Here is a 21,541-nt window from a genome sequence, read left to right as displayed (position 1 = left end):
CTCAGGTGGGGGCTTGCAGTCGGCGTTTGGCCAGCAAACTGAGGGCGCTGAACATCACGCTGGCCAGCAGCACGGCGCTCAGCAAGGCCAGGATTATCAGGAACAGCAGGTGGTCGGCGAGGTGGAACCAGAGCAGCAGCCACCAGGGCAGGCTGCCGACATAGTAGGTGTCGCCAAGCACGGCAGTATCGATGTGTTCCCCGTGCATCAAGGTCACTGAGCCGGCGATCATGGCGCGGCGCTGGTTGTCGAGCAGGTTCTGCTCGATCAGGCGGTAGCCGCTGGCGTCGCCGGCCATCAGCGCGACCACGCTGCGCTGATCGTCGAAGGGCGACTTGAACCCGACCAGGGCTGCCAGATCGGCTGATGCATCACTGATCTGTGAGGGCGCGGCACTGCTATCCGGGTGGCTCAGGCTGGCCGCGATCTGCGTGCCCAGGGCGCCCAGGTCCGGTCCCTGCGCGTTGCTGAATGCTGGCGCAACGGCGCCAATCAGGAGCAAGTCACGCTGGCTTTGCGCCGCCGCCAGCCAGTCGTCGCTGATGCTCAGGCGGGTGGCGGGGTAGCCTGTATAGGCGCCGATTCTGCCAGTGATCGCCAGCAGCAGCGACAGCTCGGCCTGATTTGGCTGGGCCGGCATCAGCACCAGCGTCTGCGAGAGGTCGGCGACACGACTGTAGGGGTAACCGGTTTCGGCAAAGGCCTGCAGATCGGGCATCGCTTTGTAGTGATGGAAGGCCGAGAAGTCGATGCTGGAGTCAGGGTCGATTGCCGCCTGGATGTTCATGGGCAGGCTGGTGGCGCAGTTATCGGCATAGGCGCAGCCGGGCAAGGCATTGAAGGTGAAGTTCATGCTCAGTTCGTTGTGTGGGCCGACGAGCTGGGCCGGGATCATCAGCCGCTTGCTGCCGGGGTGCTGAGTGAGCAGGGGCAGAGTTTGCTGGGCCAGGCCGGCGATTTTTCCTGGCGCCGGATCGTTGAGGGGGAGAGCCTGGACGAAGTGGTCGTTGATGCTGATGCTGAGCAGCGAAGACTCCTTCTGCAGCGGTGGCGTATAGCGGTAGCGCAGGTCCAGTGGTACGCCAGGGCTGCGCCAGATGAACAGATCCGCTGGCACCCTCAGGGTCAGGCTCAGTGGCGGTGGCACCAGGCCACTCGCCTGCAGTTGCATGGGATTGTCGAGTAGTTCGCTGAAGCGTGTGGGCCCATCGCTTTTCACCCATTTGGGCGCATCGTAGGGCATTCTCGGGGGGGCTTCGGGGATGTTGCGCAGGGTGCTTGAAGCCCCTTTCAGGCTGTTGCTATCCAGGGCAACTGCGCGGGCGGCGGCCAGTACTTGCTGGTCATCCTCACCCAGGATCAACAGCAGTTTGGCGAAGGGTGCGCTCGGATGGTCAATGATGGCCAGTGTGGGGGCGCTGACCTTTGGGTAATCCTTGAGGAACGCCGGGCGGTGTTGGTTGCTGGCAAACACCACCGCCGAACGGTTGGCCGGCAAGTCGTCGAAGGAGACGGGGAAGGAGGCGCCGCGCCAACTGCTGTGGATGCCGAGCCAGGAAGCGAGGACGGCTGCAGCGGTCTGCTGGGTTGAGCTGGGCGCGCGGCTGAAAACAAACGGCAGCAGCAGGGGTGCCTTGTCCCGGTGATCGAAGAATGGCTCCGGCAGAATGGCCAGATCGTTGCTGACCTTGAGTCGCTGGACGCTGAGCTGCAATTGGCTCTTGGCACTGAAGTCCAGCCACAGACTGGCGTGCATGGGGTCCTCAGACGCACTGTCGCTGCTGCCCACCAGCTCGAAGCGCAGGTGATTGAAGTCGCGAATGAAACTCGTATCCAGCGCTAATGTGCGCTTGATCTCCTGGCCGAGCTCCTGGTCGAGGACCGTCAGCACGCCCATCAATTCGTCATTGAGGTACACCTTGACGTGGGAGCGCTTGGCGTTCAACGCCGGTGAGGGGGTGTAGAACAACTGCAGTTCGGCGGCAGTGACCAGCTCATCGCTGCGCACGCCGAACTCGGCGTAGAGGTGGCGCAACATATTGCGCAGCAGGAGAACGCCGGGTGAAGAAAGCTCGCTGAGACCGAGGCTGCGCTGGTAGGTGGTTGGCTGCGTCGCGTCCGTTGCTGGCGGCTGCGTCGCCGTGGCCACGGCGCTGTTCGAGATCAGCGCCGTGGCGATGAACATGAGCACGAAACGGGCGAAATGTTGCAGCTTCATGGGCGTGACCCTGTCTGGACGGTGCTGAGTACGGGGTTGGTTGGCACGAAAGAGGCGAGCCATTGGCCGGTGCCGCGGCCGAAATCAATCAGCGGTTGCATCCAGGGCGGGGCATACAACAGTGTCTGTCGATAGCCGCCGAGGCCGACGCGGGCGATCCCGCGCAAGCTGCTGAGCGGTTTGTCCTGTACGAAGCCGTCATGCCAGCGCGCCCAGGTGTCGGCGCGGGCAAAGGTGCATTGGACGAAGCGGCCGTGGCGGCGCAGATCCATGGGGTCCAGTTCGGCACCGAGGACGCCTTGAATAATGCTGCGGCCGCGGGCGGGAAATTCGAATTCCTCGTGGCCGCGCCTGAGCAACAGCGATAGCTTGGCAGCGTCAGGCAGGGTCAGGTCTAGTCCATGGGGTAGCTGGATGCTCACGCCGCCGTCCGAGTAATTGAGCAGGGTGCAGGGGTAGGCATGTCCCGAGGGCAGGCGGATCGCTGCGTCGAGGTGCAGGTCAACGCGATGCGCCCGACGAATTTGCCGGACTTCTGCCGCCACAGCCAGGGCGCCGCCGAGCACGATCAGGTTGTACAGCACCCAGCACAGGCTGATCAGTACGGTCAGGCGCTCGTCGCTCGCACCCCAGAGCAGACGGTAGAGGCCAAACAGCAGGCCGGTCAGGTTGAGGGCGGCGAGGATCAGGAAAGGCTTGGCCATCTTCCAGTCGAACTGGTCGTCTTCGATCAGGCCGCCCTTGGCGGTGACGTTGAAGGTGCCCTTGCGCGGGTTGAACAAGGCAACACTGGTGGGTCGGGCGATATACCAGGAGAGCACGGTTTCGTAGATTTCGCTCCAGAACGAATGGCGATACCTGCCCTGGATGCGTGAGTTGGTCATGGTGCTATGGACGATGTGGGGCACGACGAACAGCAGAATGAGCAAGGCCGGGGCATAGATGATGTAGGCATGCAGAAGCAGGAAGGCCAATGGCGCCGTCAGGTAGATCAGGCGCGGTACACCGGAAAGAAAATGCAGCATGGCATTGAAGTAGCAGAGCCGCTGCCCGAGCGAGAGGCCTTGGCCAAACAGCGGGTTGTCGAGGCGGAAAATCTGCACCATGCCGCGGGCCCAGCGGATGCGTTGACCGATATGGGCGCTGAGGCTTTCGGTGGCCAGGCCGGCCGCCTGGGGAATGCGAATATAGGCCGAGGTCCAACCATGGCGGTGCAGGCGTAACGAGGTGTGCGCATCCTCGGTTACGGTTTCCACGGCGAAGCCGCCGATGCTTTCCAGCGCGGCACGCCGCAGGATGGCGCAGGAACCGCAGAAGAAAGTCGCGTCCCACAGATCATTGCCATTCTGGGTCAGGCCGTAGAACAGGGTGTTCTCGTTTGGCGTCTGGCGGAAATTGTCCAGGTTGCGCTCGAAGGGGTCTGCCGAGAGGAAGTGATGCGGTGTTTGCAAGACGCCAAGCCGCGGGCTGCGCAGGAACCAGCCCATGGTGATCTGCAGGAAGGAGCGGGTTGGAATGTGGTCACAGTCGAAAATGGCGATGAACTCGCCGCTGGTCTTGCCCATCGCGGTATTGAGGTTGCCGGCTTTGGCATGGCGGTTGTCCGAGCGGGTCAGGTAGCCAACCCCGGCGGCAGCGGCGAACTGGCGGAATTCGTCGCGCTTGCCATCGTCGAGAATCCAGATATTGAGCTTGTTCTGCGGCCAGTCCATGCCGATCGCTGCGAGCACGGTCGGGCGCACCACCGACAAGTCTTCGTTATAGGTTGGGATGTAGATGTCCACGCTCGGCCAGTTGGCCATGTCGGTCGGCAATGGGCAGGGCTGGCGGTCGAGTGGCCAGATGGACTGCAGATAGCCAAGGATCAGCACCAGCCAGGAATAGCTCTCGGCAGTCAGCAGCAGCAGGCCGCAGCTCAAATCCAGCGGGTCGTCCCAGTTCAGGGTGGAGCTGTAGCGCCACCAGAAGTAACGACTGGAGACCAGAATTGACAGGACGATCAGGATCAGCGTCGCGCGGCGCCCGGAAAAGCGGGCCACGCCCAGTGCGATAAGCCAGAGCAGGCAGGCAAACAGCGCCTGTTGATACGGCTCAAGAGGTTGCGTGATGCACAGTGCCAGTACTGGCAGGGCCAACAGCAGCATAGGCAGTTGCAGCCAGGTGGCTATGCCACCGGGCCGTTCTGGCACCGGCTGGGCGCTGATCTGGCGGCCGCTATCGCGTGCCAGCAGGCGTTGCAATAGCTTCCCTGGCATTTGCAGGCATCGATTCAAGGCTGCCAGACACGACGTGGCAAACTTGGTGAGTGTGTGTGGGCGCTGATCGACCGGCTTTACCAACACCAGCCACAGGCTCTGCAGCAATACGCGCAGCGGATCGCCCGGACGTAGGCGTAATTCGCTGGACTGAGGATAGAGCTGGCGCCTATGCGCCAGCAGCCAGCGCCAGCTGGCAGACTCCAGGGCAAAGAGCGTCCAGCACAGGGCACGGACAAACGCCATCAGCAGGGTTGGTTGCCGGGCGGGAGCGGGCTGGTCGGCGTCGTTTGGCAACGGTTGCGCTGGCGGTGGTTGGGTGCACTGGTTCATGAACGTTCCACCGTTTTGATACACCAACTCGCCAGTGCGAGGAAATCTCGCATGGCCAGGCAGTGCGGCGCGCTTTCACCCAGTAGTTGCTTGCGTGCCAGTGCCTCGCGAACCGCTTCGTCCTCATGGATCACGCAAGGAACCAGCAGCTGTCCGAGGGCCAGTCGCCAGAGTTCCAGCAGGTCGTGGGATAGTTTGAGCGACGGTTGTAGGCGGTTGATCAGCCAGTGGTGGTTGCGTGGCAGGGGGTGGTGGTCACGCAGCTGGTAGTTGAGCAGGATATGGCAGGCCGGATCCGTCACCAGCACGTGCAGCCAATGGATATCCGGGCGCTGGTCGAGGTGACTGAGCAGGTTCAGGTAAGGCGGAATGTTGAGCAGTACAAAGGTGCCGCTCGACGGCGTCAGTTGTCGCAGTGCGTGCTCGAGCAGGTCAACAGCACGCAGGGGGTCATAACCCTGGGTGGCGTGGCGGCCAAATGGCAGCACGGAAACCCGCTCCTGATGACGAAAGGCGACTATCTCTTGGGCAGGATTGTGCAATTCTCGCGTCGTCCAGGCCGGGGGCTCATCGAAGGGTAAGCCGAAGTGCAGGCTGAGGATGTTGCTGGGGCACAGATCGATGGCCAGTACGGGCTGGTGCAGAATAGCCAGGGCTGAGGTCAGTCCGGCCACTATTGACGTGGTGCCGCAGCCCCCCCGCAGCCCCTGTATGGCAATCAAGTGCATATCAGTCTGCCTTGTCGAGTTTCGCGGCTTCAACAAGCAGGAGCAGTGGTCGTAGCGTTTCGCTCAGCAGTGGCCAGTCGGCGACCGAGGCGAGTACGGCCTGTTCGTGTTGCAGCTCTGAATATTGAAAGCTTTTCAGTTGGTAGTGTTCGAGGAGGAAGGTGAGATCCTCCGGTGGCTCCACCGTCAGTCGATCTTCTTCAAATGGCTGAATGCCCATGGTGGTTTTCCTCGTTCCATGATGGTTGGCTGATAATTGTTCTGGATGGTCAAATAAATGGCTCTTAACGTGATAGTGCTGCGGCTTATGTCATATTAGTGGCGCATTGCGGAAAGTGAAGCGCTAAACCCCCTTTTATTGATCTACCGCAGGTCCTCTGGAGCCATCGATCATCAGCAAAACAAGAGGGCTCCGCTGCCGGGTGCTGACAATCAGGCAAAGGCTTCCGACCAACGGTATTGCCGGTCGAAGGGCGGAGGCACTGTCTGGCGTCAGTGGCATACTGGACAACCCCAATCATCCGAGGAATTTGCCGTGCAGCTGGACTTCAGTGCCCTGACACCTTTGGACGCTTACCGCTGGCTAGCGTCCACGGTTACGCCGCGGCCGATCGCCTGGGTGTCCAGCGTTTCCCGCGATGGCATCAGCAACCTGGCGCCGTTCAGTTTTTTCCAGGTGATCAGCGACGCGCCGCCGACGTTGATGGTCAACGTCAATCTGCGTGACGACGGCAGCCTCAAGGACACGCTGCGCAATGTGCAGGCTAGCGGCGAGCTGGTGATCCAGTTGGTGTCCTTCGCCCAAGCCGAGGCGATGAACGCCAGTGCCGCCCACCTGGCCCATGGGGTCAGCGAGTTCGAGCACTGCGGCATCGCCAGCCTGGCCAGCGAACGAGTTGGCGTACCGCGTGTGGCCGGCGCAGCGGTGGCCTTCGAGTGCCGTGTGGCGCAGGTGTTGGCGTATCCGCCGGATGCGCCGAACTGCCACCTGATCTTCGCCGAAGTGCTGCTCGCCCATGTCGACGATGCGGTGCTCAACGACAAGGGCCGGATCGACCCGCACAAGCTCGATCTGGTCGGCCGCCTGGGCGGCATGGCCTATACCCGTACCCGCGATAGCTTCGAGATGCGCCGCCCCTGAACTGATCCGCTCTGAAAACGACCTGCTCATAGCTAAAAGCACAATCGCCCCGGCTGCTGGCTTGTCGCCAGCAGCCTTGCGCTTTTATCTTGCGTGATAAGGTTGGCAAACCTGGGTTCGCCAGGGGTGCGGGGATGGAGCGGAATTATGTGGACTGATCTGCAGCGGCGCGTCGCCAGCTTGAGTACGGCGAAAAAATTAGGCCTGGGCTTTGGCGTGGTGCTGGCACTCACCGCAGTGGTTGCCGCCACCGGCTATTCGGCCTTGCGTGAGGTCGGTGCCCGCTCGGCGTTGCTCGAGCGCATGAGCGCGATCAATACCCAGGTGCTACAGATTCGCCGCCGCGAGCAGGACTTCGCCCTGACTACCGATGTCACTCATGTCCAGCGCCTGCATGAACAGGTTGAGACACTGCAGGCGAGCAGCTCAGCCCTGCAGGCCGAACTGCCGGCTGCGGAGGGACAGGTTCTGGTCGAGGTCAACAGTGCCGTTGACCAGTACCGCGCGGCCTTCGACCGTTATGTCGAGCTGACCGATAGCATGAGCCTGTCCCTGGAGGCGGCCACTTGGCTGGTGGTGAGTGCCTCCAACAGCCTGGAATTGCTCAAGGATGGACTCGCCGAGGATGGCATCGATCTGCTCGAGAGTAGCCAGGGTGCGCAAGGCGGCGAGTCGGTGCTGCAGGCCGGACAGATCGGCAAGGTCCATCAACTCTTGTTGCAGGCGCTCGACCAGGCCCGCGTGCGCCTGCAGCAGAGCCGTAGTTCTGCCGAAGTCGCCCAGGGTGAGATCCAGGAGGCCCTCGATGCGCAATCCCTGGCCGGTGAACTGCGCGATGCCATGGCTGATCCGGCGTATGCCTCGGTGTTGGCGGAAGTCATCGGCAACGTCGACTCCTTCAATGAGCGACTCAAGGAATACAACGGCAACTTGCGCCAGCAGAAGCAGGAATACGCCCTGCTGGTAGAGCAAGCCGAGCGCATTGTCGGGTTGGTCGAACAGGCCTATTCCTTGCAAAAAAACGCCATGCAGGCACAACTGCAAGCCAGTGGTTGGCTGATTCTGCTGGCTGCGGCGCTGGCCTTGGTCATCGGTCTGCTGGCGACCCTGGCCATTACCCTGCTGATTGTGCGGCCGCTCAAGCAGGTGATCGAGCAGGCCCGGCAGATCGCCGAGGGCGACCTCAGTGTGCACATCGAGGTGCAGCGCAGCGACGAAGTGGGGCAATTGCAGGCCGCCATGCAGAGCATGTCGAACAACCTGCGCGAGATGGTCGGCCAGTTGCAGGGTGGGGTCAGCCAGATTTCCGCTTCGGCGCAGTCACTGTCGGCGATTACCGAGCAGACTCGCCTGGGCGTCAATGGCCAGCGGGTGGAAACCGATCAGGTGGCGACCGCCATGAGCGAGATGACCGCCACCGTGCATGAGGTGGCACGTAACGCCGAGGCGGCGGCCGCTTCCACCGAGGACGCCGATAATCGGGTCAGTCGCGGCGCCGAGGTGGTGCGCCAGACTCTGGTGCGGATCGACCAGTTGGCGGCGGCGATGGACACCACTACCCAGAGCATCGAGCGCCTCAGTCAGGACACTCAGCGCATCGATTCGGTGCTGGATGTGATCAAGAGCGTGGCCGAACAGACCAACCTGCTGGCCCTCAACGCCGCCATCGAGGCCGCGCGTGCCGGCGAGCAGGGCCGCGGCTTTGCCGTGGTCGCCGATGAGGTGCGCGCGTTGGCCAAGCGTACCCAGCAGTCCACCGCGGAAATCGAAGGCCTGATCGCCACGTTGCGCGAGGGCGCGCGGCGCTCGGTGGCCGACATGCAGCAGAGCGGTGCCCTGGTCGCGCATGTGGTGGAGGATGCCAATCAGACCGAAGATGCCCTGGCCAGGATTGCCGAGGCGGTGACCCTGATTTTCGAGATGAATCAACAGATCGCCGCCGCTGCCGAACAGCAGACGGCGGTGGCCGAAGAGATCAGTCGCAGCGTGACCTCGATTCGCGATATTGCCGATCAGTCGTCGGTGGCGATGGACGAAACGGCTGACTCGAGCATTCGCTTGGCGCAGCTGGGCCGCGAACTCCAGGGCATGGCCGGGCATTTTCGCTTATAGATTTCGCGGTAAAGTGCGAACCGCGCTCACAGTTTCGTCAGTAAAGGCTACAGGGTACTTTGCCCACCGGGTGCTGGCCAAGTAGCATCGGCGCACTTGGATAAAGGCCGGAGCGAACGATGCGCACAAGACTGAATGCCTGCCTGGACGCGGTGAATCAGGTGCTGCTGGGCAAGGAGCCGCAGGTGCGCCTGGCCCTGGCCTGCCTGTTGGCCCGCGGCCATCTGCTGATCGAGGACTTGCCGGGCATGGGCAAGACCACCCTCAGCCACGCGCTGGCCAGGGTGCTGGGCCTGAGTTTTCAGCGCATCCAGTTCACCTCCGACCTGTTGCCTGGCGATATTCTCGGCACCTCGGTATTCGTCAAGGACAGCGGGCAATTCGTCTTTCATCCGGGACCGATATTCGCCGAGCTGGTACTGGCCGATGAGATCAACCGGGCCACACCGAAAAGCCAGAGCGCGCTGCTCGAGGCCATGGAGGAGGGCCAGGTGACCATCGAGGGCGCGACCCGACCGCTGCCGGAACCCTTCTTCGTCATCGCCACGCAGAACCCGGTGAGCCAGGGCGGCACCTTCGCCTTGCCCGAGTCACAGCTCGATCGCTTCCTCATGCGCCTGTCGCTCGGTTACCCGGCCAAGGCCGCTGAAAAAGCCTTGCTCCTCGGCGATTCGCGGCGCTCCTTGCTGCCGCGCCTGGAGGCGATTCTCGACCATGCCGAGCTGGCGCTGATCCAGGCCGAGGTGCCAAAAGTCCGCGCCAGCGATGCCTTGATCGACTATGTGCTGCGCCTGGTCGATGCCACCCGCAGCCAGCCGCAGTTCGCCTGGGGTCTGTCGCCGCGAGCCAGCCTGGCCTTGCTCGCCGCCGCCCGCGCCTGGGCCTTCCTCGACGGCCGCGATTATGTGATCCCAGAAGATGTGCAGGCGGTGCTGCCGTCGGTGGTCGGTCATCGCCTGCACCAGCGCACCGATCCGACCGGGCATGGCGGCGGCGCGCTGGTGCATTGGTTGCTGCGCGAGGTGCCGGCGCTTTGAGGCAACAGCTCAAGCAGCGCTGGAGTCGCTGGCTAGCCCGGCGGATTCCCCCGGCCGCCAGCGTGCGCCTGACTCAGCGGCGGATCTTCATCATGCCGACGCGAGTCGGGCTGGCATTTGCCCTGGCGCTGCTGTTGATGCTGCTGGCCGCGATCAATTACCAGAACAGCCTGGCCTATGCCCTGACGTTTCTGCTGGCGTCGGTGTTTATCGTCGCCATCCTGCACACCTATCGCAACCTGGCGGGCCTGATGCTCAAGGCCGCTGGCGCAAGGTCGGTGTTCGTCGGCGAACAGGGGCAGTTTCGCCTGCGTCTGGAAAGCAGCGCGCGGGCGCACCAGGCGATCGCCCTGGGCTGGCCGACGGCGCCTTATCAGACTCAGGATGTGCCCGCGCAGGGTGTCAGCGAGTGCGAGTTGAACCTGCCGGCGCTGCGCCGCGGCTGGCTGCGGCCAGGGCGGCTGCGGGTCGAAAGTCGCTTCCCGCTGGGGATCCTGGTGGCCTGGAGCTGGGTCGACCTGAACCAGGCGTTGCTGGTCTATCCACAACCGCTGGAGGGCGAGTTGCCGCTGGCCGCAGGTGCTGCTGGCGAACTGCAAGAGCAGGGCATGCGTGCCCACGGCCAGGGCAGCGAGGATTTCCAGGGGCTGAAGAGTTACCAGCCCGGCGACTCCAAACGACGTCTGCACTGGAAGGCCTATTCCCGCGGCCAGGGGCTGCTGGTCAAGGATTTCACGGCGCTCAGCGGACGCGACCCGTGGCTGGATTTCGCGGTGCTGTCGGGGGATGTCGAGCTGCGCCTGTCGCTGCTCTGTTACTGGGTGCTGCAGCTGTCCGAGCGTCAGCAGCCCTTTGCCCTGCGCTTGCCGGGCCAGGTGCTGCCACCCGCCAGCGGCGAGCAGCACCGCGAAGCATGCCTGCGCGCGCTGGCACTGTTCGGCGCCCCGGCGTGAGCAGGCTGGCAGATATTCCGCGGATCAGCCTGACGTGGTTGCTGGTGGCCCAGGTGCTGGTGATCATCCCGCACCTGAGCCATCTGCCGCTGTGGATCGTCGGCCTGTGGCTGGGCTGCGCAGTCTGGCGCATCCAGATCTTGCGCATGCGTGCCGGTTATCCGAATGCCTGGGTCAAGGCCGGATTGATGCTGGGCACGGCCGTCGGCGTGTTGCTTTCCCGCGGCAGCCTGGTCGGCCTGGATGCCGGGGTGGTGTTGTTGGTCGCCGCCTTCATCCTCAAGTTGCTCGAAATGCGCACGCGCCGCGATGCCCTGGTGGTGATCTTTCTCGGCTTCTTCGTGGTGGTCAGCGCCTATCTGTTCGACGACAGCATGCTCGCCGCGCTGTTCAGCCTGCTGCCGGTGACTGCCTTGCTCGCAGCCCTGATCGGCCTGCAGCAGAGCGGCGTTGCCGCGCAGCCCTGGGCAACCGCGCGGCTGGCTGCCGGCTTGCTGCTGCAGGCCGTGCCCCTGATGCTGATGCTGTTCGTTTTCTTCCCGCGTCTGGGGCCGTTGTGGTCACTGCCGCAGCCGAGTGAGCGCGCGGTCAGCGGCTTGGCCGAGAGCATGGCGCCGGCGGATATCGCCGAATTGAGCCGTTCGAGCGGGTTGGCCTTCCGCGCCAGCTTCGCGGGCGAGGTGCCGCCACACGAGCAGCTCTACTGGCGGGCGCTGACCTTCGAGCGCTTCGACGGTCGGCGCTGGTCGCAGTCCAGCGTCGCCCAGTTGCCGTTGACCCCGGCCTGGGATAAGCGCGGCGAGCCGCTGCGTTACAGCATCGTCATGCAGCCCAGTTCGCAGTCCTGGCTGTTCGCCCTGGACGTCGCCGAAACCAGCCTGGAAAACACCCGGCAGATGAGTGATTACCGCCTGCAGCGCGGGCGTCCGGTCGAGCGCACCTTGCTCTATCAGGTGACTTCCTGGCCGGCGGCATTGCGTGACCCGGCAGGCTCCAGCGACAGCCTGCGACGGGCCTTGCAACTGCCGGAGGATGGCGATCCACGCAGCCGCGCCTGGGGCGCCGAGCTCAAGCGGCAATATCCGCACGCCGAACAGTTGGTGCAGGCCGTGCTCAGCCATTTCAATCGCGAGCCCTTCGGCTATACCTTGCGCCCACCGCGTCTGGGGTTGAACAGCATCGATGATTTTCTCTTCGAGAGCCGCAACGGCTTCTGTGCCCATTACGCCGGCGCCATGACCTTCGTCCTGCGTGCGGCAGGCATTCCGGCGCGGGTGGTGGCCGGCTACCAGGGCGGCGAGTACAACCCCGGCGGCGACTACGTCCAGGTGCGCCAGTTCGATGCCCATGCCTGGGTCGAATACTGGCAGGCGGGCAAGGGCTGGGTGAGCGTCGACCCGACCTTTCAGGTGGCGCCCGAACGTATCGAGTTGGGCCTGGAAGAGGCGCTGGCCGACGAGCAGAGCTTTCTCGAAGGCTCGCCGTTCTCACCGTTGCGTTACCGCCAGCTGGGTTGGCTGAACCAGTTGCGCCTGGGCTGGGACAACCTCAACCATGGCTGGCAACGTCTGGTGCTCGGTTATCAGGGCGCGCAGCAACTGGAATTGCTGCAACGCTGGTTCGGTCGTATCGACGCCCATGTCCTGGCCCTCAGCCTGGTGGGCGGGGGTGGGCTGCTGCTGGGGCTGCTGGCGCTCTGGCTGTTCAAGCCCTGGCAGCGCGAGCGTGACCCTCTGCAGCGTCTGTTCCGGCGCTTCGAGCAGTTGTTGGCGCGGCATGCCGTGCCCCGTCTGCCGGGCGAAGGCGCGCGCGCCTATGCCGAGCGCGCGGCGCTAGCCTTGCCAGCCCAGGCGCCGGCCATTGGCAACTTCGCGGCAGCCTTTGAGGCGCAGCGCTATGCCGGGGGCGAGGCGCGCCCGGCAGTGTTGCGTGCGCACCTAGCCGCCTTGCGCCGGGCGTTGCCCTGGCGTTGAGGGTCTGGCGGGTGGCCCTAGGATCCGGGGCAACTCGCGATCCGTAGGGCGTACTCGCCGCAGGCAGTACGCCGTGGATAATCGGCACGGCATCAATCTGCCGGGTTGTCGCTGCGCTCCAGACGGAATCCCGTCTAGGTCGTCCTACGCTGCTAAGCTAGCCGCTCTAACGGGCAGGAAGGGAAGATCCTATGGGGCGCTTAATCGAGGGCGAGTTGCAGCAGGTTCTGCGCCTGCAGGTCACGCTGTATGCTTGCCGCGAGCGATTGCTGGCAGCGACCGATCCTGAAGCCCTGCACGATCTGCGCATTGCCCTGCGCAAGTTGCGCAGCCTGCTGCAGCCGCTGCGCGGCTTGCCTGCGTGTGCTGCGCTGCAGCAACAAGCTGCCGAGCTTGGGCGCAGCAGTGGACCGTTGCGTGATCTCGAGGTGCTGCTCGCCCATTTGCAGCGTCTGGGTAGGCGCGATGCGGTCAACCTGCGTCAGTCGCGCTTGCTCGGCGGCTATGCGGCGCTGCTGGCCAGCGCTGCGCTGCCGGCGCTGTTCGGGGCGCTGGACCAGTGGCCGCAGTTGTGGCGCCAAGCCGCGGCGGACGCTGAGTTGCGTGGTCTGGCTAAACGGGTCAGACGACGCCTGGCCAAGCAGCAGCGGCGCCTGGCCGAGGCCCTAGTCGACCCTACGCATGATCGTCATCGCCTGCGCTTGTTGATCAAGCGTGTGCGTTACGGCGCCGGAGCCTACCCGACGCTGAGCGGATTGTCGGCCAAGACCCTGGCGCGTCTAAAGGCGGCGCAATCGGCCTTGGGCGATTGGCATGATCTTTTGCAGTGGTTGCAGCGAGCCGAGCAGGAAGCGGATCTGGCCGTGTGTGTCGACACCTGGCGGATGGCATTGCAGGCAGCCGAGGAGACGGCTGACCTGGCATTGCTGGCGCTGCAAGAGGAATTCACCAAGACCGGGTAGCAGCCTGTCCGGTCAGTTGATTAATGCAAATTCGCAGGCTTGAGTCTTAGCTGTGGGAGGCTCGACCTCGGAGCGATATCGTTGTATTGGGACTCAAACCTGCCGAGAGCCTTGTAGGCGGCCGCGCTCGCTCTCGAAAATGTTCCCGACATTTTTCCGCCTCTCCCCATCCATGGGGGCGTCGAAAATGCTGCCGGAATGTTCCTGTCTTCTCCATCCTTGGCGCGTCGGCGCGCTTGCGGCATTTCCCGCATCCCTGTGGGTTGCGCCCCCGCGGCGAATGCAGCCCGCAGGGCTGCCAGGTTGGGGGGTCGCGGCGCAGGATAAACCGATTAACCGATCAGGCCACTAGGGGCTCCGTACTCGATACGCCGTTTGCCCGGGTCAATTGGCCGAAACGCCATTTCGCCTCGTCGGGCATTTCCCCTAAGATCAGCGGCTATAGATAGCTTGAGGTGGTTATGGATTTTTCCGCGTTGCTCAAGGCCGTTCGCACCACGCCGCAGGCGGTGGTAATCCCGTCCTCCTGGGCGCAGGGGCGGGCCAGTTTTGGTGGTTTGATGGCTGCGCTGGTGTATGAAGCCATGCGTGCTCACGTCCCTGCGGGGCGGCCGCCACGTTCGCTGGCGATCACCTTCGTCGGCCCGGCCGAGCCGGATGTGCCGGTGAGTTTCCAGGTCGAGGTGCTGCGTGAAGGCAAGGCGGTCAGCCAGGTGCTGGGGCGCGCGGTGCAGAATGGTCAGGTGGTGACCTTGGTGCAAGGCAGTTTTGGCGCAGCACGTGAGTCGGCGATCAGGGTTGCGACTGAAGCCGCGCCGCAGATCAAACCGGTCGAGGACTGCCAGGAACTCGCCTACGTGCGCAATGTGACGCCGGAGTTCACTCGCTTCCTGGCGATGCGCTGGGGGATCGGCGGCATGCCCTTCAGCAACAATCCATCGCGGGAAATGGGCGGCTGGGTGCGCTTGCGCGAGGAGGGCGCAGTACAACCGGTCAGCGAGGCGCACCTGCTGGCCCTGGTCGATGCCTGGCCGCCGGCAGTGCTCTCGCACCTGCGCACGCCGGCGCCGGGCAGTTCGTTGACCTGGACCATCGAGTTCATTCAGCCGGTTGCCGAGCTGAATACCCTCGACTGGTGCCTCTACCGTGCGCAGATCGAACACGCCAGCGACGGTTACGGGCATATTGCCGCCGCCTTGTGGAGCCCGCGCGGTGAGCTGTTGGCGATCAGTCGGCAGACGGTCGTGGTGTTCGCTTAAACAACAGGAAAAACAGAAAGCCTCCAGCGCTTGCAGCTCGAGGCTTTCTGTCACTTACAGCTTGAGCTGGCGAATCGCCTTGTTCAGCTCGCCCGCCAGGGCTGCCAGCTCGGAACTGATGGTGGCGGAGCCTGTGGTTTGCTGCACCGTCTGCTCGGTGACGTCGCGAATGCTGACGATGGAGCGGTTCATTTCTTCGGCCACCTGACTCTGCTGTTCGGCGGCTACCGCAATCTGGGTGTTGCTCTCGCGCATCTGCGCCACCGAGCCGGTGATGGCGACCAGCGCCTCGCCAGCTTCGTGAGCCTGTTGCACGCAGTCATCGGCCTTGAGCGAGCTTTCCTGCATGAACTCTACGGCGTCGCGGGTGCCGCTTTGCAGGGAGGAAATCATCAGGGTGATCTCGTCGGTTGAGACTTGCACGCGTTTGGCCAGATTGCGCACCTCATCGGCCACCACCGCAAAGCCGCGACCCATTTCGCCGGCGCGAGCGGCCTCGATGGCGGCGTTGAGCGCGAGCAGGTTGGTCTGTTCGGCAATGCCATGAATCTCACGGACGACGCCGCTGATTTTCTGACTGTTGACGGCCAGTTGCTGGATCATTTGCGCAGTCTGTTGCACGCCGCTGGACAGCCCGGCGATCGACTGACCGACACGCTCGACCACCTGCTGACCGCTGCCGGCCAGTTGCTCAGCGTTTTTCGATTGGTCGCGGGTATCCGCCGTGTGCTGGGCAATATGGTGCACGGTGGTGGACATCTGGTTGATCGCGGTGGCGGTCTGTTCAGTCTCGCTTTGCTGGTTGAGCATGCCTTGGCGCACGTCGCGCATGCTCACGGCCATGCGCTCGGCGCCTTCGTCCAGGCGTGCGGCGGTCTGCGCAACGATGCCGACCACACGTTGATAACCGGCCTGCATGGCGTTGAAGGCCGTGGCCATCTGGCCGATTTCGTCGCGGCAGTTGAGCGGCACGCGTGCCGCCAGATCGCCGCTTTTCTCTACCTGCAGCATCACATCCTTGAGGATGTTGAGATGGCTCAACAGGAAGTGGATTAGCAGTTGCGAGGCCGTCAGCAGGGCCAGCATCAATAAGGCGACAACCAGCGCATAGCTCAGTGCGCGCTCGGCGATCACCTGCATCAGGCTGGGCGCATGGGCCAGTACGGCGAGGCGTTGGCCCTGGCCCAAGTCGATGACCTCGGCGCCGATCAAACCGTCTTGCGTCGACAACGGGTCATGCTCCAGGACTACCCAGCCGCGAGCCCGGCTCAGGCTGGCGCCCTGGTTATTGGCTAATGCCGGTGTCTGGCCATCGGCAAACTGCAGCAGTTGTGCTCCACCCGGCAATGGTTGACCCGCAGGCCAGGCACTCAATAGCCTGGCCTGCGCTTGCGCGGCACTCTTGGCCGCTTCGACGCGTACCTGCTGTTCCAGTTGCAGGGCGTACAGCACCAGCATCAAGGTAGTGAAGAAGGCCACGGCGTTGACGGCCCAGAACTTGTATTTAAGTGAAAGGTCGCGAATCCAAGTGCCCATGATGTCTTCTTCTGATGGCGGCGAAAGGGGTTTTGGCAAAGTGCCATTACTGTCTCGCAAAACTGCAGTGTGCCTATTGATCTTTATCAACAGGCCGGTCGTCCTTGTTAACGGCTGGTCTGGTGTGGACTTTAGAAAAAGCACAGTCCTGGTTAAGGGTTGCGCGGGCTGCAGGCGTTGGCCCTATGCGGATGCTGGGCATCTTCGACGAAGCGCTGCCACGCCTTAGGCAGGGCAGCGCTTCAGTTGGGCTCGCTCTGGGCAGTTGCAGCGACGACGACCGGCAGGCTGAAGAACTGCCTGGCGCAGGCGGTGCTGTGTGCCGCCAGGGTCTCCAGACTTTCGTTGCGGTGCAGCGCCACCTCCCTGAGTACCTCGGTTAGAAAGGCGGGTTCGTTGCGGCCGTTTTTCGGTTTCGGCCGCAGACTGCGTGGCAGCAGAAACGGTGAGTCGGTTTCCAGCATCAGCCGGCCGACCGGAATTTCCCGAACCAACGGGTGCAGGTGGGTGCCACGACGCTCGTCGCAAATCCAGCCAGTGATCCCGATATGCAGGTCGAGGTCGAGGTAGTTGAACAGGGCGCGTTTTCCTCCGGTGAAGCAGTGCACCACCGCAGCGGGCAAGCGGTCGCGGTAGTCGCGCAGGATCTCCAGCAGGCGCTGGTCGGCGTCGCGCTCATGGAGAAAGACCGGCAGCTGCAGGTCGACGGCCAGGGCCAGGTGTTCCTCGAGGACTTTTTCCTGTTGTGGTCGCGGCGAAAAATCACGATTGAAGTCGAGCCCGCATTCACCCACGGCGCGTACCTGTGGCTCACGCAGCAAGGCCTGCAGTTGCTTGGCACTGTCGGCGTTCCAGCTGCTGGCATCGTGCGGATGGATGCCGGCGGTGCTGAACAGGCGCTGGCCATGTTCATCCAGCTGGCGGCACAGTTCCAAAGCCTGTTCGCTTTGTTCGAGGCTGGTACCGGTCAGCAACAACTGGCAGACACCGGCGGCGTAGGCACGGGTGAGCAGGGCTTCACGCTGTTCGGCGAGGCTTGGGTGAGTCAGGTTGACGCCTATGTCGATGAGTTGCATGGTGCGACCTATGAGGTGGGGTTGGCAGCATAGCAGAGCTTTTTTGTTTTAAATAAATCCATAAATTACAGTCTCTTATAGTTGCTTTGTAATGTTGAGTAGAACATTTGGCTGGTGTCCGTCAGCGAGCTGTGCGAATCTCCGCGGCCCACGCATTCCTGGAACTTGGCGAGCGCTGCGGTAGTCTCACTCGGCCAATGACGCCTGGTGGCCGCCCTTGCCGTGGAGACTCGATGTCGCGCCCGCTGCTTTTATTCTGTCTTGTGCTGTTGCTGCCGTTGTCGGCTGCTGCACGTGTGGCTGGGCCGCCGGAAGGACGGCAGCCGACCCAGGCACTTGATCTGCCGAGCATTCGCAACCGCGGTGAACTGCGTGTGCTGGTCAACCAGAGTCGCAATAGTTCCGGTGAAATCAAAGGCCAGAGCATCGGGGTGGAATACCATCGCTTGCGTGCATTCGAGCAGTATCTCAATCGTAATGTCCGCGATGGCCGCACCCTCAAACTGAAGATCATTCCCAAAGCCAAGGACCAACTGCTCGCTGCCTTGCAGCGTGGCGAGGGCGATCTTGTCGCGCCGGGGGAATTGCTCACCGTGCGTGGTAGCAACGGTATCAGCGCCAGTGCGGCGATCCGCAGCAATGTCCCCTTGATCATAGTGGCGCGCCAGGGCGATCGGCGCTATCAGAGTCTCGAGCAGATGTCCGGACGCAGCCTGGCCTTGGCGGCGGGTAGCGCCGCGGGTGCTGCCGTACAGGCGTTCAACCAGAAGCTGCTGCAGAACAAGCGACCGCCGATCATCATCGAGTGGGTCGACCCCAGCCTGGCCGTCGAGGATGTGCTGGAGATGGTGCAGGCCGGTATCTATAGCGTCACCGCGGTGGAGCAGCCGATTGCCGAGCGCTGGGCCAAGGTCATGCCCAAGTTGCGTCTGGAGCCGCACTTGGTGCTGGCCAAGGACGGCGACATGCGTTGGTACCTGCGGCGTGAAACGCCGATGCTCGGCGCCAGTGTCGATCGTTTCCTGGCGGGCTATCGCGCCCCGGCCGATCTGGATGGTGCATTTCAACGAGTCTACCGGCGCCTCTACAAGGTGCATTATCCGCTTGGACGAACCGAGCGCCAACGCCTGGAGAAGGTGCGCCCGGTGCTGCAGCGGCATGCCGCGCAGCAGGGCTTCGACTGGCTGATCCTGGCGGCGCTGGCGTTCAAAGAGTCCACCCTCAATCCGGCTGCGCGGGGGGCTGGTGGTGCCACCGGATTAATGCAGATAACCCCGGCTGCTGCGCGCACTGTCGGGGTCGCCAATATCGACGTGTTGGAGAACAACGTGCAAGCCAGCGCCAAGTACCTGGCGATGATTCGGCGCAACTTCTTCAACAGCCCGCAGCTCAACGAGCGCGAGCGCATGGCCTTCGTGCTGGCGGGTTACAACCTCGGGCCACAGCGGGTGCAGAGCATGCGCGCCGAAGCCCGCCGGCGTGGTCTGAATCCCAATCAGTGGTTCTTTCAGGTCGAGCGGATCGCCATGGAGCAGGTCGGGATGGGCGTGGTCAGTCATGTAAGTAGTGTGAACAAGTACTTCCTTGCTTATGAGCGCGAGCGTTATTTGTTGGAGCCGCAAAAGGCAGTAGTTAGTGCGCGCGATTGATCTGTTTATGCGATATTAATTAGCGGATATATCGGCTTTTAATATCGATTAACTGGGTTATTATTTGCCCCATCAACTCGCCCACTAGGATGCAACCCATGAATACCCTGATCAAATCTGTCGTTGCCACTCAAGCAGGTTACGGCCTGACCATTTTGCGCATCATCGCTGGCCTGACCTTTGCTGCGCATGGTGCGCAGAAATTGTTCGGCTGGTTCGGCGGGTATGGTCTGGTGGGTGTCGGCCAGTGGATGGAGAGCATCGGCCTGGCGCCGGGCTATCTGATGGCATTGCTGGCTGGCAGCGCTGAGTTCGTTGGTGGCCTGGCGTTGATCATCGGCCTACTGGCACGTCCGGCGGCGGCAGTGCTGGCGGTGACCATGCTGGTGGCGATTGTCACTGTGCACATGGCCAACGGCTTCTTCATGAGCAACAACGGCTATGAATTCGCCTTGGCATTGATGGTGATAAGCCTTGCAGTGCTGGTCGAGGGTGCAGGCAAGCTGTCGCTGGACAAGCAAATTGCCGGCTAAGCAACGCAGTTAAGCAGCACGGACGCCGCCCGTTTTGCAGTTGAAAACCCAGAAAAATTCCGCTTTCCTGCCAAGGGAAAGCGGCATTTTTCTTGAGTGAACAACACGGCCTTAGTGGGTCTGCTGAGCTGCATGTTTGCGCAGGGCGGTGTAACTCGTGGGCGACGGTTTATTCCGTGGTGCAGCCTCAGTCTCGGTCGTTGCGCAACAATGGCCACGTGTGCAACGGCCGATAATGAGTGCCGCGCGTGTTTTGCTCGGAAGCGAACAGGGAAAACCGGGTCACCGGCCAATCGAAGCATGGGTTGGCGTCGACGGGTTGCATGGGGCAGTGCCGCAGCAGGCTGAGGTGGGCACGAAAGGGTCGGCTTTCCAGCTGAATCGAGGCACTGCTCAGGTTGCTGCATAGCTGCTCAACCAACTGCAGCAATGCCTCTGGTGTGTGGCTCGGCGCCAGATACAGCAGGCCATTGCGGTGACGGTCGAGGCGATCCAGATGCAGGTCGAATGCCGATGCGCGCAATTCGCCCGCAAGGTCTTGCAACTCCATAACGCGAGCACGCGGCTGCTGGCCGAGAAATGCCAGGGTCAGGTGCAGGTTGGCCGTTGCGACTGGACGGCCGTGCAGGTGCAGGTTGCTGCGCCAGGTGACGATGGCCTCGGCCAGTTCCGGCGGGCAACCCAGAGCGAAGAACAGGCGCAGAACATCGTTTTTCATGGCGTTCGATTCCCATGCGCGGCGCTGTCTTGACAGTATTGCGCAGGCTTCTCTAGGATGCTGACCCATGCGCCGATTTAAACAGCTACTTGCGGGGCGCCGAGTCACTTGCAGATTGCAAGGCTCTGAGAAGTACTCTGCGGAGGCTTCGAAATACCGCTAAAGCGCTGGTTCGGTGTCGCCTCTCACCTGCCCGGCGGGATTCATGAGGCGGAGACATGAGCATGAGTTGTCCCCAACCGCTGATTCGTTTGGCCCCGATTACTTCCGGGCTGAGCCAACGCAATCCGAAAATACTCCTCGGCGGCAGTCACCAGCCGACCCTGCTGCGCTATCTCGACGGCTGGCCCAAGCGTTGGGGCCGGCCGCGCGCCTTTTTGATCCACTTCGTCGATGACCATCAGGCGCTGGCGCGTTTCGCCAGCAACAGCTTCGACATGGCCGTGCTGCAAGCACCCAGTGCCGAGGATCTGCACGCCACCGTGCGTGAGCTGACGCGGGTCGCCCGGCAGGGCTTGATCACCCGGCGCTGAATCTCATCTCGAGCGGCTCCTGCCATTACGGGTAATCGATGGCGATCACGTACCAGGTCTTCTCACCGGTCGGGGTTGGCACCCTGACTTCGGCGTCCAGGGCTTTGCCGATCAGGCCGCGGGCCAGGGGCGAGTCGATGCTGATCAGGTTGAGTTTCAGCTCCAGCTCATCCGGGCCGACGATCCGATAGCGTGACTCGTTGCCGTCCTCGTCTTCGAGGGTGACCCAGGCGCCGAAGTAGACCTTGTCGGCATCACTGGGGTGGCTGCTGACCACTTTTAGGCTTTCCAGGCGCTTGGTGAGAAAGCGCACGCGACTGTCGATCTCGCGCAGCATTTTCTTGCCATAGGTGTATTCGGCGTTCTCCGAACGATCACCTTGCGCCGCCGCTTCACTGACCGACTGGGTGACCTGGGGTCGGCGTACGTGCCAGAGTTCGTGCAGTTCGGCGCGCAGACGTGCCTCGCCTTCGGGGGTGATCAGTGGCGTGCCGGCGGAGCGGGGTGGACGATAGCGACTCATAT

Annotated in this window: 18 protein-coding genes and 1 pseudogene; 11 read left to right on the top strand and 8 right to left on the bottom strand. The window is 62.9% G+C overall.

Annotated elements, in window-relative coordinates:
* Window position 1: 1 nt before the first annotated feature.
* Genes bcsB through bcsR form a run of 4 tightly spaced genes read right to left on the bottom strand, consistent with a single transcriptional unit; the run spans window position 2 to window position 5,754 of the window.
* Window positions 2–2,218, bottom strand: coding sequence for a cellulose biosynthesis cyclic di-GMP-binding regulatory protein BcsB (gene bcsB, locus VCJ09_RS14510; RefSeq protein ID WP_324730866.1), 2,217 nt, complete (start codon window positions 2,216–2,218; stop codon window positions 2–4).
* A complete protein-coding gene (bcsA, locus tag VCJ09_RS14505) occupies window positions 2,215–4,806 on the bottom strand; it encodes a UDP-forming cellulose synthase catalytic subunit (RefSeq protein WP_324730865.1) in 2,592 nt (863 codons plus the stop codon). Before bcsA ends, bcsB begins: the two co-directional genes overlap by 4 nt.
* Window positions 4,803–5,534, bottom strand: coding sequence for a cellulose biosynthesis protein BcsQ (gene bcsQ, locus VCJ09_RS14500; protein WP_324730864.1), 732 nt, complete (start codon window positions 5,532–5,534; stop codon window positions 4,803–4,805). Before bcsQ ends, bcsA begins: the two co-directional genes overlap by 4 nt.
* A gap of 1 nt (window position 5,535) precedes the next feature.
* Window positions 5,536–5,754 (bottom strand): BcsR/BcsP family cellulose biosynthesis protein, encoded by a 219-nt coding sequence (bcsR, locus tag VCJ09_RS14495; protein ID WP_324730863.1) that lies wholly within the window; start codon window positions 5,752–5,754, stop codon window positions 5,536–5,538.
* Window positions 5,755–6,069: 315 nt separating this feature from the next.
* Here bcsR and VCJ09_RS14490 point away from each other — a divergent pair, with 315 nt between their 5' ends.
* The 8 genes and pseudogenes from VCJ09_RS14490 to VCJ09_RS14460 all read left to right on the top strand — a co-directional run bounded on the left by VCJ09_RS14490 (window position 6,070) and on the right by VCJ09_RS14460 (window position 14,971).
* A complete protein-coding gene (locus tag VCJ09_RS14490; RefSeq protein WP_324730862.1) occupies window positions 6,070–6,675 on the top strand; it encodes a flavin reductase family protein in 606 nt (201 codons plus the stop codon).
* Between the two features lie 147 nt (window positions 6,676–6,822).
* Window positions 6,823–7,932, top strand: a pseudogene (locus VCJ09_RS24835) (HAMP domain-containing protein); the annotation flags it as partial.
* Window positions 7,915–8,787, top strand: a complete 873-nt coding sequence (locus VCJ09_RS24830; protein WP_407693046.1) for a methyl-accepting chemotaxis protein — start codon at window positions 7,915–7,917, stop codon at window positions 8,785–8,787. The pseudogene VCJ09_RS24835 and the gene VCJ09_RS24830, both read left to right, overlap by 18 nt.
* Before the next feature lie 119 nt (window positions 8,788–8,906).
* A complete protein-coding gene (locus VCJ09_RS14480) occupies window positions 8,907–9,824 on the top strand; it encodes an AAA family ATPase (RefSeq protein WP_324730860.1) in 918 nt (305 codons plus the stop codon).
* Window positions 9,821–10,777, top strand: coding sequence for a DUF58 domain-containing protein (locus VCJ09_RS14475; protein ID WP_324730859.1), 957 nt, complete (start codon window positions 9,821–9,823; stop codon window positions 10,775–10,777). The genes VCJ09_RS14480 and VCJ09_RS14475 overlap by 4 nt, the downstream gene beginning before the upstream one ends.
* Window positions 10,774–12,750 carry a transglutaminase TgpA family protein gene (locus tag VCJ09_RS14470; RefSeq protein ID WP_324730858.1) on the top strand — a complete coding sequence of 659 codons (1,977 nt, stop codon included), beginning with the start codon at window positions 10,774–10,776 and terminating at the stop codon, window positions 12,748–12,750. Before VCJ09_RS14475 ends, VCJ09_RS14470 begins: the two co-directional genes overlap by 4 nt.
* Before the next feature lie 191 nt (window positions 12,751–12,941).
* Entirely contained in the window at window positions 12,942–13,712 is a 771-nt protein-coding gene (locus VCJ09_RS14465; RefSeq protein WP_324730857.1) for a CHAD domain-containing protein, read from the top strand.
* A 461-nt stretch (window positions 13,713–14,173) separates the two neighbouring features.
* The gene (locus VCJ09_RS14460; RefSeq protein ID WP_324730856.1) at window positions 14,174–14,971 is read left to right on the top strand and encodes an acyl-CoA thioesterase; all 798 of its coding nucleotides are present in this window, start codon (window positions 14,174–14,176) and stop codon (window positions 14,969–14,971) included.
* Window positions 14,972–15,025: 54 nt separating this feature from the next.
* Here the strand turns inward: VCJ09_RS14460 and VCJ09_RS14455 are convergent, their stop codons facing one another.
* Entirely contained in the window at window positions 15,026–16,507 is a 1,482-nt protein-coding gene (locus VCJ09_RS14455) for a methyl-accepting chemotaxis protein (RefSeq protein ID WP_324730855.1), read from the bottom strand.
* Between the two features lie 242 nt (window positions 16,508–16,749).
* The gene (locus VCJ09_RS14450; RefSeq protein WP_324730854.1) at window positions 16,750–17,583 is read right to left on the bottom strand and encodes a TatD family hydrolase; all 834 of its coding nucleotides are present in this window, start codon (window positions 17,581–17,583) and stop codon (window positions 16,750–16,752) included.
* 233 nt (window positions 17,584–17,816) lie between these two features.
* Here VCJ09_RS14450 and VCJ09_RS14445 point away from each other — a divergent pair, with 233 nt between their 5' ends.
* Together VCJ09_RS14445 and VCJ09_RS14440 are read left to right on the top strand one after the other, a co-directional pair.
* On the top strand, window positions 17,817–19,232 hold the full coding sequence (locus VCJ09_RS14445) for an MltF family protein (protein WP_324730853.1): 1,416 nt from the start codon (window positions 17,817–17,819) through the stop codon (window positions 19,230–19,232).
* Between the two features lie 98 nt (window positions 19,233–19,330).
* Window positions 19,331–19,765, top strand: a complete 435-nt coding sequence (locus VCJ09_RS14440) for a DoxX family protein (RefSeq protein ID WP_324730852.1) — start codon at window positions 19,331–19,333, stop codon at window positions 19,763–19,765.
* Between the two features lie 187 nt (window positions 19,766–19,952).
* Here VCJ09_RS14440 and thpR read toward each other — a convergent pair whose 3' ends face one another.
* Window positions 19,953–20,483: an RNA 2',3'-cyclic phosphodiesterase gene (thpR, locus tag VCJ09_RS14435; protein ID WP_324730851.1), complete on the bottom strand. Its 531-nt coding sequence runs from the start codon at window positions 20,481–20,483 to the stop codon at window positions 19,953–19,955.
* Window positions 20,484–20,707: 224 nt separating this feature from the next.
* Here thpR and VCJ09_RS14430 point away from each other — a divergent pair, with 224 nt between their 5' ends.
* On the top strand, window positions 20,708–21,016 hold the full coding sequence (locus tag VCJ09_RS14430; RefSeq protein WP_324730850.1) for a class I SAM-dependent methyltransferase: 309 nt from the start codon (window positions 20,708–20,710) through the stop codon (window positions 21,014–21,016).
* Between the two features lie 25 nt (window positions 21,017–21,041).
* Here the strand turns inward: VCJ09_RS14430 and greB are convergent, their stop codons facing one another.
* Window positions 21,042–21,539 carry a transcription elongation factor GreB gene (greB, locus tag VCJ09_RS14425; RefSeq protein ID WP_324730849.1) on the bottom strand — a complete coding sequence of 166 codons (498 nt, stop codon included), beginning with the start codon at window positions 21,537–21,539 and terminating at the stop codon, window positions 21,042–21,044.
* Window positions 21,540–21,541: the final 2 nt, after the last annotated feature.

It is taken from the genome of Pseudomonas paeninsulae, from assembly GCF_035621475.1.
GTDB lineage: Bacteria > Pseudomonadota > Gammaproteobacteria > Pseudomonadales > Pseudomonadaceae > Aquipseudomonas > Aquipseudomonas paeninsulae.
This window is presented reverse-complemented; position numbering and strand designations above follow the sequence as displayed.